This is a genomic window from Micropruina sp. (assembly GCF_047602385.1).
Classification (GTDB): Bacteria; Actinomycetota; Actinomycetes; order Propionibacteriales; family Propionibacteriaceae; genus Micropruina.
In genome coordinates this window covers 442,333-456,105 of record NZ_JASGHL010000001.1, presented here as the reverse complement: position 1 = coordinate 456,105, position 13,773 = coordinate 442,333, and the positions used below count along the sequence as shown (strand labels likewise).

General features: G+C 70.6%; 10 protein-coding genes and 1 tRNA gene. 3 read left to right on the top strand and 8 right to left on the bottom strand.

Translation table 11 applies throughout. The features are described from left to right. Positions 1-131 precede the first annotated feature (131 nt). Entirely contained in the window at positions 132-1,814 is a 1,683-nt protein-coding gene (locus QM711_RS02050) for an ABC-F family ATP-binding cassette domain-containing protein (protein ID WP_415096049.1), read from the top strand. On the opposite strand, the gene QM711_RS02045 is transcribed toward QM711_RS02050, so the two are convergent. The 4 genes from QM711_RS02045 to QM711_RS02030 all read right to left on the bottom strand — a co-directional run bounded on the left by QM711_RS02045 (position 1,815) and on the right by QM711_RS02030 (position 8,678). Next, positions 1,815-3,038 (bottom strand): hypothetical protein, encoded by a 1,224-nt coding sequence (locus tag QM711_RS02045; protein ID WP_415096048.1) that lies wholly within the window; start codon positions 3,036-3,038, stop codon positions 1,815-1,817. Positions 3,039-3,113: 75 nt separating this feature from the next. Next, positions 3,114-5,165 carry a HelD family protein gene (locus QM711_RS02040; protein WP_415096047.1) on the bottom strand — a complete coding sequence of 684 codons (2,052 nt, stop codon included), beginning with the start codon at positions 5,163-5,165 and terminating at the stop codon, positions 3,114-3,116. A gap of 191 nt (positions 5,166-5,356) precedes the next feature. After that, entirely contained in the window at positions 5,357-7,171 is a 1,815-nt protein-coding gene (gene rho / locus QM711_RS02035) for a transcription termination factor Rho (protein WP_415096046.1), read from the bottom strand. A gap of 298 nt (positions 7,172-7,469) precedes the next feature. Further along, positions 7,470-8,678, bottom strand: coding sequence for a glycosyltransferase 87 family protein (locus QM711_RS02030; RefSeq protein ID WP_415096045.1), 1,209 nt, complete (start codon positions 8,676-8,678; stop codon positions 7,470-7,472). A gap of 91 nt (positions 8,679-8,769) precedes the next feature. Here QM711_RS02030 and QM711_RS02025 point away from each other — a divergent pair, with 91 nt between their 5' ends. Then, entirely contained in the window at positions 8,770-9,426 is a 657-nt protein-coding gene (locus QM711_RS02025; protein WP_415096044.1) for an HAD family hydrolase, read from the top strand. 75 nt (positions 9,427-9,501) lie between these two features. Here QM711_RS02025 and thrH read toward each other — a convergent pair whose 3' ends face one another. From thrH to QM711_RS02005, 4 genes are read right to left on the bottom strand one after another with little or no spacing between them, the layout of a single operon-like run. Further along, positions 9,502-10,110, bottom strand: coding sequence for a bifunctional phosphoserine phosphatase/homoserine phosphotransferase ThrH (gene thrH / locus QM711_RS02020; RefSeq protein ID WP_415096043.1), 609 nt, complete (start codon positions 10,108-10,110; stop codon positions 9,502-9,504). Between the two features lie 3 nt (positions 10,111-10,113). Continuing rightward, positions 10,114-11,415, bottom strand: a complete 1,302-nt coding sequence (locus QM711_RS02015) for a homoserine dehydrogenase (protein ID WP_415096042.1) — start codon at positions 11,413-11,415, stop codon at positions 10,114-10,116. Positions 11,416-11,462: 47 nt separating this feature from the next. Next, complete coding sequence (lysA, locus tag QM711_RS02010) at positions 11,463-12,866, bottom strand: diaminopimelate decarboxylase (protein WP_415096041.1); 1,404 nt, start codon at positions 12,864-12,866, stop codon at positions 11,463-11,465. Positions 12,867-12,925: 59 nt separating this feature from the next. Then, the gene (locus QM711_RS02005) at positions 12,926-13,426 is read right to left on the bottom strand and encodes a hypothetical protein (RefSeq protein WP_415096040.1); all 501 of its coding nucleotides are present in this window, start codon (positions 13,424-13,426) and stop codon (positions 12,926-12,928) included. 221 nt (positions 13,427-13,647) lie between these two features. Here QM711_RS02005 and QM711_RS02000 point away from each other — a divergent pair. Further along, positions 13,648-13,722: transfer RNA gene (locus tag QM711_RS02000), tRNA-Arg, on the top strand. Positions 13,723-13,773: the final 51 nt, after the last annotated feature.

The window sequence follows — 13,773 nt, the reverse complement described above, 5'->3', positions numbered from 1 at the left end:
TGGCGTGAACCGGCAACGACCGTCCATTCTGCCCGATCGGGCTGGACGACGGCAAAACGCCGGCCGGCAGGGATTCATTCCCTGCCTGGCTCCTGCTCTCCACCGCTCGGGCGGCAGTAGGCTTCGCGGTCATGGGTCACGTCGAGTTGTCCGGAATCGGGTACGACCTGCCGGACGGCCGTCCGCTGTTGACCGACGTCTCGTTCCGGGTCGGGGACGGCGCGGTGGTGGCTCTGGTCGGAGCCAACGGTGCTGGCAAGACCACCCTGTTGCGGATCGTCGCCGGTGATCTGAGCCCGCATGAAGGCAGCGTGTCGCGAGTCGGCGGACTGGGCGTGATGCGCCAGTTCATCGGCAGCGTCCGGGACGAGAGCACCGTGCGAGATCTGCTGCTGTCGTTGTCGCCGGCGCGGATCACCGAGGCGGCGGCCGCCGTGGACGCCCTCGAACTGGCGCTGATGGACGACGACGCCGAACCGGTGCAACTGGCCTACGCCGAAGCGCTGGCCGAGTACGCCGACGCGGGCGGGTACGACCAGGAGGTGGTGTTCGACGCCTGCTGCCAGGAGGCCTTGGGCGTCGGCTACGACCGCACCAAGTGGCGCGCGGTGAGCAGCCTGTCCGGCGGCGAGCAGAAGCGGCTCGCGCTGGAACTGTTGCTGCGCGGCCCGGACGAGGTGCTGCTGCTGGACGAACCGGACAACTACCTCGACGTGCCCGGCAAGCGCTGGCTCGAGGACCAACTGCGGGCGACCACCAAGACGGTGCTGCTGGTCAGCCATGACCGCGAACTGCTGGCCAGGGCCGCGACCGCGATCGCGGCGGTCGAACTCGGGGCCGGCGGAAACACCCTGTGGGTCCACGGCAAGGGCTTCGACAGCTTCGCTGAGGCCCGCCGGGAGCGTTTCGCCCGCTTCGAGGAGCTGCGCCGACGTTGGGACGAGGAGCACGCCAAGCTCCGCGCGCTGATGCTGATGTGCAAGCAGAAGGCGGCCTACAACTCCGACATGGCCTCGCGCTACCAGTCCTCGGTCACCCGGCTGGAACGCTTCGAGCGGGCCGGGCCGCCGCAGGCGATCCCGCTGCGCCAGCAGGTCGCGATGCGTCTCACCGGCGGGCGCACCGGACGCCGTGCGGTGGTGGTGGAGAAGCTGGAACTGACCGGCTTGATGCGACCGTTCGACCTGGAGATCTGGTACGGCGACCGGGTGGCCGTGCTCGGCTCCAACGGCTCGGGAAAGTCGCACTTCCTGCGGCTGCTGGCGCGTGGGGGCTCCTCGCCCGAGGCCGGCAACACCTCCGTCGACGCCGCCCGGATCGAGCCGGTCACGTTCACCGGCGTGGCCAAGCTGGGTGCCCAGGTCCGTCCGGGCTGGTTCGCCCAGACCCACGCCCATCCCGAGCTGACCGGACGGACGCTGCTGGAGATCCTGCATCGCGGTGACGACCACCGCGAGGGCATGGGACGCGAGGCGGCGTCCCGGGCGCTGGACCGCTACGAGCTCGCCCAGGCCGCCGAGCAACGCTACGAAACCCTGTCCGGCGGCCAGCAGGCCCGGCTGCAGATCCTGCTGCTGCAGCTGGCCGGGGCCACCTTGCTGTTGCTCGACGAACCCACCGACAACCTCGACCTGGAATCGGCCGAGGCCCTTGAGGCCGGCCTGGACGCCTTCGACGGAACGGTGATCGCGGTCACCCACGACCGTTGGTTCGCCCGCCGTTTCGACCGCTTCCTGGTCTTCGGCGCGGACGGCGCGGTCTACGAGGCCGACGAGCCGGTCTGGGACCAGGGCCGGGTCGTCCGGGCACGCTGATCAGGCCCGGGCGCTCCGGTCGAGCAGGGTACGCAGGGCACGGGCGAAGCGCTCGCGTCCGGCCGGATCGCTGGTGTAGCCCAGCACTTGGCGCCCGTCCAGCAGCCGGAGCAGGCGCTCCTGGGGGGTGCCGACCCTTGGTCGATCGAACATCCTGCCCAGCTCGCGCAGATCGCCGACCAGGACGATGCGGTTGCCATGCCGGCGAGCCAGTTCCTCGATCTCCCACAGGACATGCTCGGTGGGCTCGGTGACATCGATCAACGGCACGGTCGCGGTCTTCGCGAAGGTCAGCACGGTCTCGCGCCATACCGACGAATCCACCCGGATGACGAACAGCCGCGGGCTGAGCAGCTTGGTGCTCTGCTCCCTGATCCGGCCGCCGACGGTAGCGATCGAGACCCGGTCGCCGATGGTCAGCGATTTGCTCGCTTCCGCCGCGGTGATCGCCGTCCGCAGCGGTTCGAAGATGCCGAAAGCGGACGAGGGCAGCACGGCGAGCACAGTGACCAGCCAGCCGGCCAACGCGAGCGCGAGCAGCGCCGTGCCGACGCGGAAGACGAGCGCCCACGGGGACTCGATCCGCCGATACCAGTCGAGCAGGCCCGCCAGCACCCCGTGCGGGCTGAGCAACGCCCGCACCGGGTCGCCGCCGGCATCAAGGGCCAGGGCGATCGCGGTGCCTAGCACCAGCACGAGCCCGAGCCCGCCGGCGAGAAGGGCGGGGCGGTAGGCCCGGCGGGCGAGTTCGGCCAGCCGGTGGCTGCGGTCGTAGGCGGCGGCGAAGCCGGCTGCGCCGCGGCCCACCCCGGACGCCTGTACCTCGCGGTCGTCCAAGGTGACCAGTCGCCAGACCAGGCCGAACTCGCGGGTCGCCCCGGCCACCACGTCGGTGGCGTCGGAGCGACGGAAGCGTCGCAGGAACAGCGCCAGCCGGCGCTGCCCGCGCAGCAGCATGCCGCCGGACGTACTGGCGGCGATGGCAACCGTCACGCTGATCCACAGCGCCGGCCACCACCAGTCGGCGATCTCGGCCGGCACCTCGCCCAGTTCGCCGGCCAGCGCGAGAGGGATGGCCAGCACGCTCAGCCCGGCGAGCGGGACGGCGGGCACGCAGGCTACCCCGCCGAGCGCCTTGAGGGTCGCGCCGAGCATCACTCGGAGGCCCCGGACGGCGCGCTGCCCGGTGCCGCCGGGGGCGTCCAGGATCACGGTGAAGGCCATGACGGAACTGTGCCCCGTCCGACACCGGAGGAACAGTCGCAGATGTGCGCCCGCATCAATCGGGCGACGGTTGCATCAGACCGCGAGTTCGGACGGCAGGGGCTCGGCGTGCACCACCTGCAGGCCGCTGACCGCCCTGGTCAGGCACACATAGAGCCGGCGCAGGCCGGTGGTCCGGTCCGGTTCGGCGGCGACGATCGCGGACGGCTCGAGGAGCACCACCTGGTCGAACTCGAGGCCCTTGGCGAGGGTGGCCGGCACGACATCGAGCCGGTGGTCGAACTCCTCGCCGGGCTCGCCCAGCACGCCGAACTCGACGCCGGCGTCGTCCAGGGTGTCGATCACCGCGGTCAGCTGGTCATCGGCGACGATCACGCCGACGGTGCCTTCCCGGCGCAGAGCGTCCGCCGCCGCGTCGGCGAGCGCGTCCAGTCCGCCGCCGATGATCCGGAAGTCGCCGGCAGAGCGGCGCACCGAGTGCGGCGGGGCCAGGGTGGGCGCGATGCTGGGCAGCAGCCGGGCGGCGTACTCGATCACCGACCGCGGCACCCGGAATCCGGCCACCAGTTCGGTCACGGTGCTGTCCGGCTGGCCGAGGTGGTGCAGCGACTCGGCCCAGCTGGTGGTGGCGTGGGCGGTGGTGGCCTGGGCCAGGTCGCCGAGCACGGTCACCGAACCGGTGCTGGCCCGGCGTCCCAGCGCCCGCAGCGCCATCGCCGAATGGTCCTGGGCCTCGTCCACGATCAGGTGCCCGATGCTGGGCGTCCGGTTGAGCAGGTCGGACGCCTCGTCGATCAGCACCAGGTCGGCCAGGCTCGGACGCCAGGCGGCGACGGTCCTGGGCGTCTTGATTCCGCGTCCGCGGGGCAGCTGCAGCAGCCGTTGCTCGTCGGCAGCGAGCAGGTCGTCGGCATGCCGGGCCAGGAACTCGGAGTCGCTGACCAGGCGAAACACCAGTTTCACCGCGTCCAGCGCGGGCCAGCGGGCGTCCACGTAGGCCTTCACCGGACGCGACCGGGCGACCGTGTTCTGAACCCGGTCGTCGGGCGACTCCCCGGATGCCTCCATCCGCAGCAGCACCTGGTGGGCGAGCCGCTGGGCGAGCATCTCGCGTCCGGCGGCGTACCGGACGCCGCGCCCGCGTAACTCCTCGATCACCGCCGCGCAGCGGTGCGGCGGGATCCGCCACTGCGCGGAACCGCGGGGCACCACCAGTGTCTCGGTCGGCTCCACGATCGAGTCCCAGACGGCTCGGTGCAGCAGCTCGGCCATCCGCGGATCACCCTTGAGCACCGCGACGGACGCCTCGTCGGTGCCGGCGACGGGGCGTCCGGACGAGCGGGTGACCAGCGATTCCAGGGTTTCCTGGGCGGCGTCGATCTCGCCCAGCGCCGGCAGCACGTCGCCGATGTAGGACAGGAAGGACGCGTTCGGACCGACCACCAGGACGCCGCTGCGGCTGAGCTGGTCGCGGTGCGCGTAGAGCAGATAGGCGGCGCGATGCAGGCCGACCGCGGTCTTGCCGGTGCCGGGTGCGCCCTGGACCACCACCGACCGCTCCAGTGGGGCTCGCACGATCAGGTCCTGCTCGGGCTGAATGGTCGCGACGATGTCCCGCATCGGCCCAGTGCGCGGACGCTCGATCTCGGCCTCCAGGATGCTGGAGTGGCCGAAAGGCTCGTCCTTGTCACCGGCTCCGGCCAGCTGCTCGTCCTCGAACGCGGTGATCCGGCCGTGCTGGAAGCCGAACCGGCGGCGCAGCGCAACCCCCATCGGCTCGGTGCGGCTGGCCCGGTAGAACGGCAGCGACACCGGAGCCCGCCAGTCGTAGACCATCGGCTCGCTGCCCATCTCGCGGGTCACGTGCAGCCGTCCGATCCAGCAGTCCTCGTCCTCGTCGGCGCCCGAGTTGATCCGGTAGTCGATCCGGCCGAAGAACAGCGGCGTGTCCGGGTCGTCGCGCAGCGCCACCATCCGGCGGTACAGCGCCTGCTTCAGGTACTCCCCCGACAGCCGGTCGCCGGCCAGCGCCTCCAGCGACGCGGTGTGTTCCCGCATCTCACGCAGCGCGTCCCTGGACTCGATCAGGTGTTCCCGGGCTTCGGTCAGGGCATCGGTCGTGGGCATGACAAGACCTCCGGAGTCGTGGGCAGCCGGTCAGCTTAACCCCACGTCCGTCCGGAGCCCAAAGCTCGCCCTCGGGATCGGCCGGCACACGAACCCTCCCTAACTACCTGTGCCCTCCCACAGGTGGGAGGGCACAGGTAGTTAGGGAGGGGTTTACCGCGTCCGGGCTAGGGACGACGGGACAGCGCCGGTCAGTTCTGGGACGGGGTGGTCCGGGTGACCTGGATCAGGAACTCACGGTTCGACTCGGTCTTGCGCATCCGCGACAGCAGGGTCTCCAGGGCGGCCTGCGGGTCGAGGCTGGACAGCACCCGACGCAGCTTCCAGATGATCTGCAGCTCCTCGCGGGTGAACAGCATCTCTTCCCGCCGGGTACCGGACGCGGCGACGTCGATCGCCGGGAAGACCCGCTTGTCGGCCAGGTCACGACGGAGCCGCAGCTCCATGTTGCCGGTGCCCTTGAACTCCTCGAAGATCACCTCGTCCATCTTCGAGCCGGTCTCGATCAGCGCGGTGGCCAGGATGGTCAGCGAGCCGCCGTCCTCGATGTTCCGGGCGGCACCGAAGAACTTCTTCGGCGGGTACAGCGCGGCCGAGTCGACGCCGCCGGACAGGATCCGTCCGGACGCCGGCGCGGCCAGGTTGTAGGCCCGGCCCAACCGGGTGATGCCGTCCAGCAGGATCACCACGTCGCGGCCCAGTTCGACCAGTCGCTTGGCCCGCTCGATGGCCAGCTCGGCGATCGTGGTGTGGTCGTCGGCCGGCCGGTCGAAGGTGGACGCGATCACCTCGCCCTTGACCGAGCGCTGGAAGTCGGTGACCTCTTCGGGACGCTCGTCGACCAGCACCACCATCAGGTGCACCTCGGGGTTGTTGGTGGTGATCGCGTTCGCGATCCCCTGCATGATCAGCGTCTTGCCGGCTTTGGGCGGCGACACGATCAGGCCACGCTGGCCCTTGCCGACCGGCGAGACCAGGTCGATGATCCGGCCGGTCATACCCACCGCGGACGTCTCGAGCTTGAGCCGCTCCTGCGGGTACAGCGGGGTCAGCTTGCCGAACTCGGGCCGGTCCCTGGACTTCTCCGGCGCCTCCAGGTTGACGGTGTCGAGCCGCACCAGCGGGTTGAACTTCTCCCGGCGCTCGCCCTCACGCGGCTGCCGGATAGCGCCGGTGACGATGTCGCCCTTGCGCAGCCCGAATTTGCGGACCATCGACAGCGACACGTAGGCGTCGTTGGGGCCCGGCAGGTAACCGGAGGTGCGGACGAAGGCATAGTTGTCGAGCACGTCCAGGATGCCGTTGACGTTGACCAGGACGTCGTCCTCGCCGACGGCGGTGTCGACCTCCAGCCCCGCCATCGAGCCGGACTGGTTGCCGCGGTTGCCGCGCCGGGTCTGCCGGTCCCGGTTGCGGCGCCGTCGCGAACGCCGTCCGTTGCCGTAGTCGTCGTCGTCGCGGGCCTGCTGACGGTCGGCCTGCTGAGTCCGCGAGTCCACCGTCGCCTCGGGCGCCGCTTCGGCACCGTTCGCGGCCGCCGGTTGGTCGTTCGCCGCGGTCTCGCCGTTCTCGGCCCCGCCCCGGTTGCGGCGGCGCCGTCCGCGCTCACCCTGGAGCGCCTCGAGCCGGCTGGCCACGTCGTCGTTGCCGTCCGCAGCGGGGGCGGTATCGGCCGGGCCGGACGCCTCGGCGGCCGGCGCCGCGGTCTGCGGGAGAGCGGCCTGGTCAGTGTTCCTGGACCGCTTGGCCGACCGCGCGGCCGGTTCCGCACCGTCGGCCTGCTCACCACGTTCGGCTCGCGGGGCCGGCTCGGTGGCCCGCGCCGCCGGTGCGGACGCCGGTGCACCACCACCCTGCGCGGTGCGGATGGCATCGATCAGCTGGCTCTTGCGCATCGCGCCGGTGCCCTTCAGGCCCAGGGAGGCGCCGAGCTGCTTCAGTTCGGGAAGCAGCATCGCGGTGAGGCCCTTGTTCCTGGCGGGGGCGGCTTCGATCGTGTCGGTCACGTAGGTCCTTTCGGGACGTCCGCACGGGTGGGGCCACCGGCGTACGAACAAAACATGGTGAGGAGTGTGACAACTCCGGTTCAGATCACGGACGTGTCCATCTGCACGGTGGCCGGTGATGAATCAGATCCTTGACGATGGTGCTCGTCGCGCCCGATCTGGTGAGGCGTCGGTTGAAAACTACAACGCTTCTTTACTGTAGCACTGCGGTGCTCGAATGCTGATAACGACCCGGCCGAGGCGGATATTCCGCGGGTCGAAAACCGATTCCAGCACGCCCGACGGATGCGCAGCGGTACTAAGCGGGGATGGCGTCGCGGAGCTGCCGCTGAGCCCTGACCCGGTCCCGTCCCCAGGGTGTGAAAGCGGCGACCACACAGGCGGCCAGGATGCCCACCCCCAGGAAGACGCCGAGGTTGTCGATCATCATCAGTGGCAGCGGATAGCTCAGTTCGACGTTGTCACCCCCGGGCAGCAGTTTGAACGGGGCCGCCGCCGTCCAGATCGCGTACAGCAGTCCGGGCACGGTGAGGTACACCGGCAGCCGGCGATTGCGGAGCAGTTCGATCCCGAACGGCACGATCCAGACATAGTGATGCGACCACGAGATCGGCGACGCCAGCAGGCTGGTCAGCCCGGCCAGGCACAGCGCCAGCGGCACCTCGCCGGCGCGGTGCATCAAGACGGCGGCCACCACGCCGAGCACGGCGACCAGTGCGGCCAGGATCAGGCCGCCCCGGGCCGCCTCACCCATCACCCGCGTCCACACCCCGAGGACCGACTGATTGGTCTTGAACACGATGCCGGTGTTCAGGCCGGAGTCACCGGAGAGCAGCCGTCCCCAGTAGGTGAGCGACGGTCCCCACAGCACCACGAAGCCGATCATCGTGCAGGCCACGAAGGTGACGAAGCTGACGATCCCGGCCTTGCGCTTGCCGGCGAAGAAGTTGTAGACCGCGATCATCGCCGGGGTGAGCTTGACCGCGGTCACCAGCCCGGTGAGCCAGCCCTCCGGCAGCAGCCGGCGGCGGAAAACGGCAGGTCCGGGCATCGAGTCGAGCACGGCGGCGGTGACCAGGAAGATCGCCAGCTGCCCGAAACCGAGGGTCTCCCGGACGGGCTCGACCAGCAGAATGATGGCGGTCGCCGCCACACTGAGCCGCCAGCCGCTCAGACCGAGCCGGTACAGCATCGCCAGCAGGCAGGCGACGCACAGCCCCAGCCAGACCACCTGCGCGGCCGTCTGCGTCATCAGTGCGAACGGGACGGCGAGCAGAGCCGGGAACGCCGGGTAGATCCACGGCAGCCAGGCCTCGACGTTGTAGAAGTCCTGCCCGTGCAGCACCAGCTCGCCGGTGCGGCGGTAGACATCCAGGTCGATCATCGCCGGCGCCCATGGGTAGAACACCCCACCGGGGATCGTCGTCGCGCCCGCCCATAGTGCGACCAGCATCGGGGCCAGGGCGAGCAGCAGGACATAGCCGATCCGGGCGGGCAGGCTTTTCACGGGCGCAAGTTAACCACTAGACCTCACCGGACCCGGACGCCGACGCGCGCCACCCGGCTCCGTGGGCAGGTCGCCTCGGTAGGGTCGGCCCATGCGACGACCCGATCCGATCCAGGCCGCCGTCTTCGACTTCGACGGACTGCTGGCCGACACCGAGGGCATCTGGGGCCGGTTGGAACGCGACATGTTCGCCGCCCGCGGCCGCGACTACGGCGCCGCCGAGCGGGAGATGTTCCTGGGCATGTCGGTGGTGGGTTCGGCGCAGCTGATGGCCGAGTTGTTCGACGAGGACGAGTCCGACCTGCTGGCCGAGACCGTGCGCCGGGCCACGGACGCCTTCCGCGGCGGCGTGGCGACGATGCCCGGAGCCGAGCCGCTGCTGCGCACCCTCAGCCGTCACCTGCCGGTCGCCATCGCCTCGAACAGCAGCCGCGAGGTGCTGGACGCCGCGCTGGTCGCGTCCGGGCTGGACGGCCTGGCTCGCGCGGTGGTGGCCGGCGACGAGGTCGCGCAAGCCAAGCCGGCGCCGGACATCTACCTGCGCGCCTGCGAGTTGCTGGAGGTTGCGCCGCACCGCGCAGTCGCCTTCGAGGACTCCCCCACCGGTGCCCGGGCCGCCCGGCTGGCCGGCCTGTACCTGGTCGCCGTCCCGGCGGTCGAGGGTTCGATCGGGGACGCCGACCTGATCGTGCCCGCGCTGAGCGACCCGCGGGTCGCTGAGCTGCTCAGCGCCGTCCTGCGGGCCTGAGCCTCAGCCAACGTAGGTCCAGCTGGCCGAAGGCCCACGTCGTAGGGATCTCGACAAGCTCGACCAGCGGATGGGTTAGCCGAGCCGTCCGGCGGCCGCGGCGAACTCGGCACGCAGCTGGTCGTAGTCGGTGGCGACCGGGAATTGGGGGAACTCGGCGATCACGTTGGCCGGCGGGCGGAACAGGATGCCGGCGTCGGCCTCGCTGAGCATGTTGGTGTCGTTGTAGGAGTCGCCGGTGGCGATCACCTGGTAGTTCAACTCATGGAAGCGGCGGACCGCCTCGCGCTTCTGGTCGGACATCCGCAGCGTGTAGTCGACGATCTTGTCATTCTCGATCTCAAGCTTGTGGCAGAGCAGCGTCGGGTGGCCGAGCTTGGCCATGAACGGCATCCCGAACTCGTAGAAGGTGTCGGACAGGATGATCAGCTGGAAGTGCTCCCGCAACCAGCCGACCATCTCCACCGCCCCGGGCATCGGATCCAGCGTGCCGATCACCCGCTGGATCGCGCTCAGGCCGAGCCCGTGCGCGTCCAGCAGGTCGAGCCGGTAGCGCATCAGCACGTCGTAGTCGGGCTCGTCGCGGGTGGTTCGGCGCAGTCCGTCGATGCCGGTGGCCTCGGCCACCGCGATCCAGACCTCCGGGATCAGCACCCCTTCCAGATCGAGGCAGGCCAACCGCATGACTCAGCCCTCGACCCGCATCAGGGCGATGTCGCCGCGGACGTCGGGAAGCGCCTGCAGCTCCTCGACCGCGGCCCGCATGTCGCCCACCCGGGCGGCGTGAGTCAGGATCGCGAGCTTCGCGCCCTGGCCGACCGGACGGTTCGGCTCGCTCTCCTGCCGGACGGCCTGGATGGAGACCTGGTACCGGGCGAACGCCGCCGCGATCCGGGCCAGCACGCCCGGCTCGTCCTCGACGCTCAGCGAGACGTAGAACCGGGACGGCACCTGTCCGCGCGGGGTGATCGGCCGCGCCGAGTAGGACGACTCCCCCGGACCGGACGCTCCGCGCACCCGGTTGCGGCCGGCGGTCACCACATCGCCCAGCACCGCGGACGCGGTCGGCGAACCGCCCGCGCCGGGACCCATGAACATCAGCTGGCCGGCGTGCCGGGATTCGATGAAGACCGCGTTGAACGCGCCGGAGACATTGGCCAGCGGATGGGTGGCCGGCACCATCGTCGGGTGGACGCCGACCGAGATCGAGCCGTCCGGGGCGAGCGCGCAGCGGGCCAGCAGCTTGATCACGAAACCGAGTTCCTTCGCCGTGGCGACGTCGTCGGCGGTGACCTTGCTGATCCCCTCGCAGTCGACGTCGTCGAGCTTCACCCGGCTGTGGAAGGCGAGGCTGGCCAGGATCGCCGCCTTCGCCGCGGCGTCCAGGCCGTCGACGTCGGCGCTCGGGTCCTCTTCGGCGAAGCCCAGCCGCTGGGCCTCGGCGAGCACCTCGGCGAACGAGGAGCCCTCGGTGTGCATCTTGTCCAGGATGAAGTTGGTGGTGCCGTTGACGATGCCCTTCACCGCCGTCACCTCGTCGCCGACCAGCGACTCGCGCAGCGGCCGGATGATCGGGATCGCGCCGGCCACCGCCGCCTCGAAGTACAAGTCGACGCCGGCCTCGGCGGCCGCGGTGTAGAGCGTCGCGCCGTCCTGGGCGAGCAGTTGCTTGTTCGCGGTGATCACCGACGCACCATTGCCGATCGCGGTCAGGATCAGCTCGCGGGCCGGCTCCACCCCGCCCATCACCTCGATCACCAGGTCGACGCCGCGCCGGCCGACCAGGGCCTTGGCGTCGTCGGTGAGCAGCTCGGGATCGATGCCGGGACGGTCCTTGGCCAGGTTGCGGACGGCGATGCCGACCAGCTCGAGCCGGCGTCCGATTCGCGCCTGGAAGTCGTCGGCGCTGTCGAGCAGCAGCCGGGCCACCTCCGAACCCACCACTCCGCAGCCCAGCAGGGCCACCTTGAGGGGTTTGGCTGGTGTCATCGCGGGTCCTCTTTCTCGGCTGTCGGGGTAGCGGCTGTGGTCGGCGGTCAGGCGCCGGCGTCCAGGGCCAGCAGGTCGTCCAGGGTCTCGCGTCGCAGCATGGTGGTGAGCCTGCCGTCGGCGACGGCCACCACCGGCGGACGCGGTACGTGATTGTAGTTGCTCGCCATCGATCGGCTGTACGCGCCCGCCGCCGGGATCGCAAGCAAATCTCCGGGTACGACATCGTCGGGCAGGAATTCGTCGCGGACGAGGATGTCTCCGCCCTCGCAATGCTTGCCGACCACCCGGGACAGCACCGGCCCCGCGGCGCTCGCCCGGTTGGCCAGGGTGGCCGAATACTCGGCCGCGTACAGCGCGCTGCGGATGTTGTCGCTCATCCCGCCGTCCACCGAGATGTAGCGGCGGGACTGGCCGCCGCCGATCTCGACCGCCTTCACCGTGCCGACCGTGTACAGCGCCGTCCCCGGCGGTCCGCAGATCGCCCGGCCCGGTTCGATCGACATGGCCGGCACGCTCAGCCCGAAGCCCCGGCATTCGTGTTCGACGATGCTGCGCAGTCCGGCTGCCAGCTCTTCCGGTGTCGCCGGTGTGTCCTCTTTGACGTACGCGATGCCGAAGCCGCCGCCCAGGTCGAGTTCCCCCAACTCGGTGCCGGTGGCCTCCTTGAACTGGGCGATCAGCTTGAGGGTGCGCCGGGCTGCCACCTCGAAGCCGTTGGTGTCGAAGATCTGCGAGCCGATGTGGCTGTGCACCCCGCGCAGGTGCAGGTGCGGGCTGTGATGGCTGCGGACCAGGGCGACCAGGGCGGCGCCGCCGTTGATCGAGAAGCCGAACTTCTGGTCCTCGTGGGCGGTGGCGATGTACTCGTGGGTGTGCGCCTCGACGCCGGTGGTGACCCGGATCATCACCTCGGCGACGGTGCCGAGTTCGGCGCAGAGCCGTTCCAGCCGGGTGATCTCCTGCGGCGAGTCGACGATGATCCGGCCGACCCCGGCCTCCAGCGCGGCCCGCAGTTCGTCGTCGCTCTTGTTGTTGCCGTGCAGCCCGATCCGAGCCGGGTCCATTCCGCCGCGCAGCGCCACCGCGAGCTCGCCGCCGGTGCAGACGTCCAGGCCGAGACCCTCCTCGGAGATCCACCGGGCGACCGTCGTGCACAGGAAGGACTTGCCGGCGTAGAACACCTGCCAGCCGGCGAACGCCTCGCGCCAGCGCCGGGCCCGGGCCCGGAAGTCGTCGGCGTCGATCACGTAGACCGGGCTGCCGACCTCGTCGATGATGGACGCCGCGGTGCGGCCGGCGATCTCCAGCTCGCCGTCGGCGTTGCGGTGCGCGTTGCTGCTCCACAGTCCCTCGGTGAGCGCGTTCACGTCCTCGGGACGGGTCAGCCACTGCGGCGCGTGCGAGGTCGCGTCGGCGTGGATCGAGCCGGCGACGTGCATGTGGGTCATGGCGGACAACTGTGCCAGAGCGGCCGCTGACCAGGCGGTCCGCTCCGGCGGCTGGACGTTTAGCGGACGGCGATCTCGAGCCGGGTGGCCACGCTCGCCAGCCGGAGCCGATCGGGCTCGGTGACCTCTTTGCCGTCCACGCGGACGGTGAGGCTGCCACAGGACGCGCCGAGACAGTTCCGGTCGAACCGGACGCCCCAGAGCACGAAGAACTGCCCCAGGGTGACCTCGGACGCACCGCGTCCCTCGAGCCAGACCACCCCGCTGTCGTCGTGGGTGTGAGCCGGTCCCTGCAGTGCCCGCGGCCGGTCCATGCCGATGTGCGGCACCAACGGCACCGCCCTGCCGTCGATGGTCAGGGTCAGGGTGAAGCGGCGCTGGTTGGTGGTGTCGTCCAGCCGGGACGGCTCCAGCCCGGCCGCCTGGATCTGGGCCAGGCCGTCCCGGGGCGCCGGCCACGGTGGCGGCGTGCCGCGCAGCACCGGCTGGCCCGGGCCGTCGGTGCGTCCGGCACATCCGGCGAGCAGCACGACGAGCAGCAGCGCCACCAGACCTCGCATGAGCCCGAGGGTAGTTGTGGGACGCGGACACAGACCCCACGGTCCATCGGCGCGGCGTCGAGCGTCCCGCCGGCGAGATGGAGCGGGATCTTCCGCCCTTCCGCCGCTTCGCCGCGCAGCGGCGTCCGGGACGGCGCGCCATTTCCCGGGGCCGCCGGCACCGATCGATTGGGTTCCGATCGAGACGATGCGCTACAGTCGTGGCCGGCCCGATGGCTCGGGCCCCCGTAGCTCAGGGGATAGAGCGCCGCCCTCCGGAGGCGGGTGCGCAGGTTCGAATCCTGCCGGGGGCGCCATAGTTGGTTGAGCGTGTCGAAACCACTTCCCGACCTCAGGTGCGGGGGTCT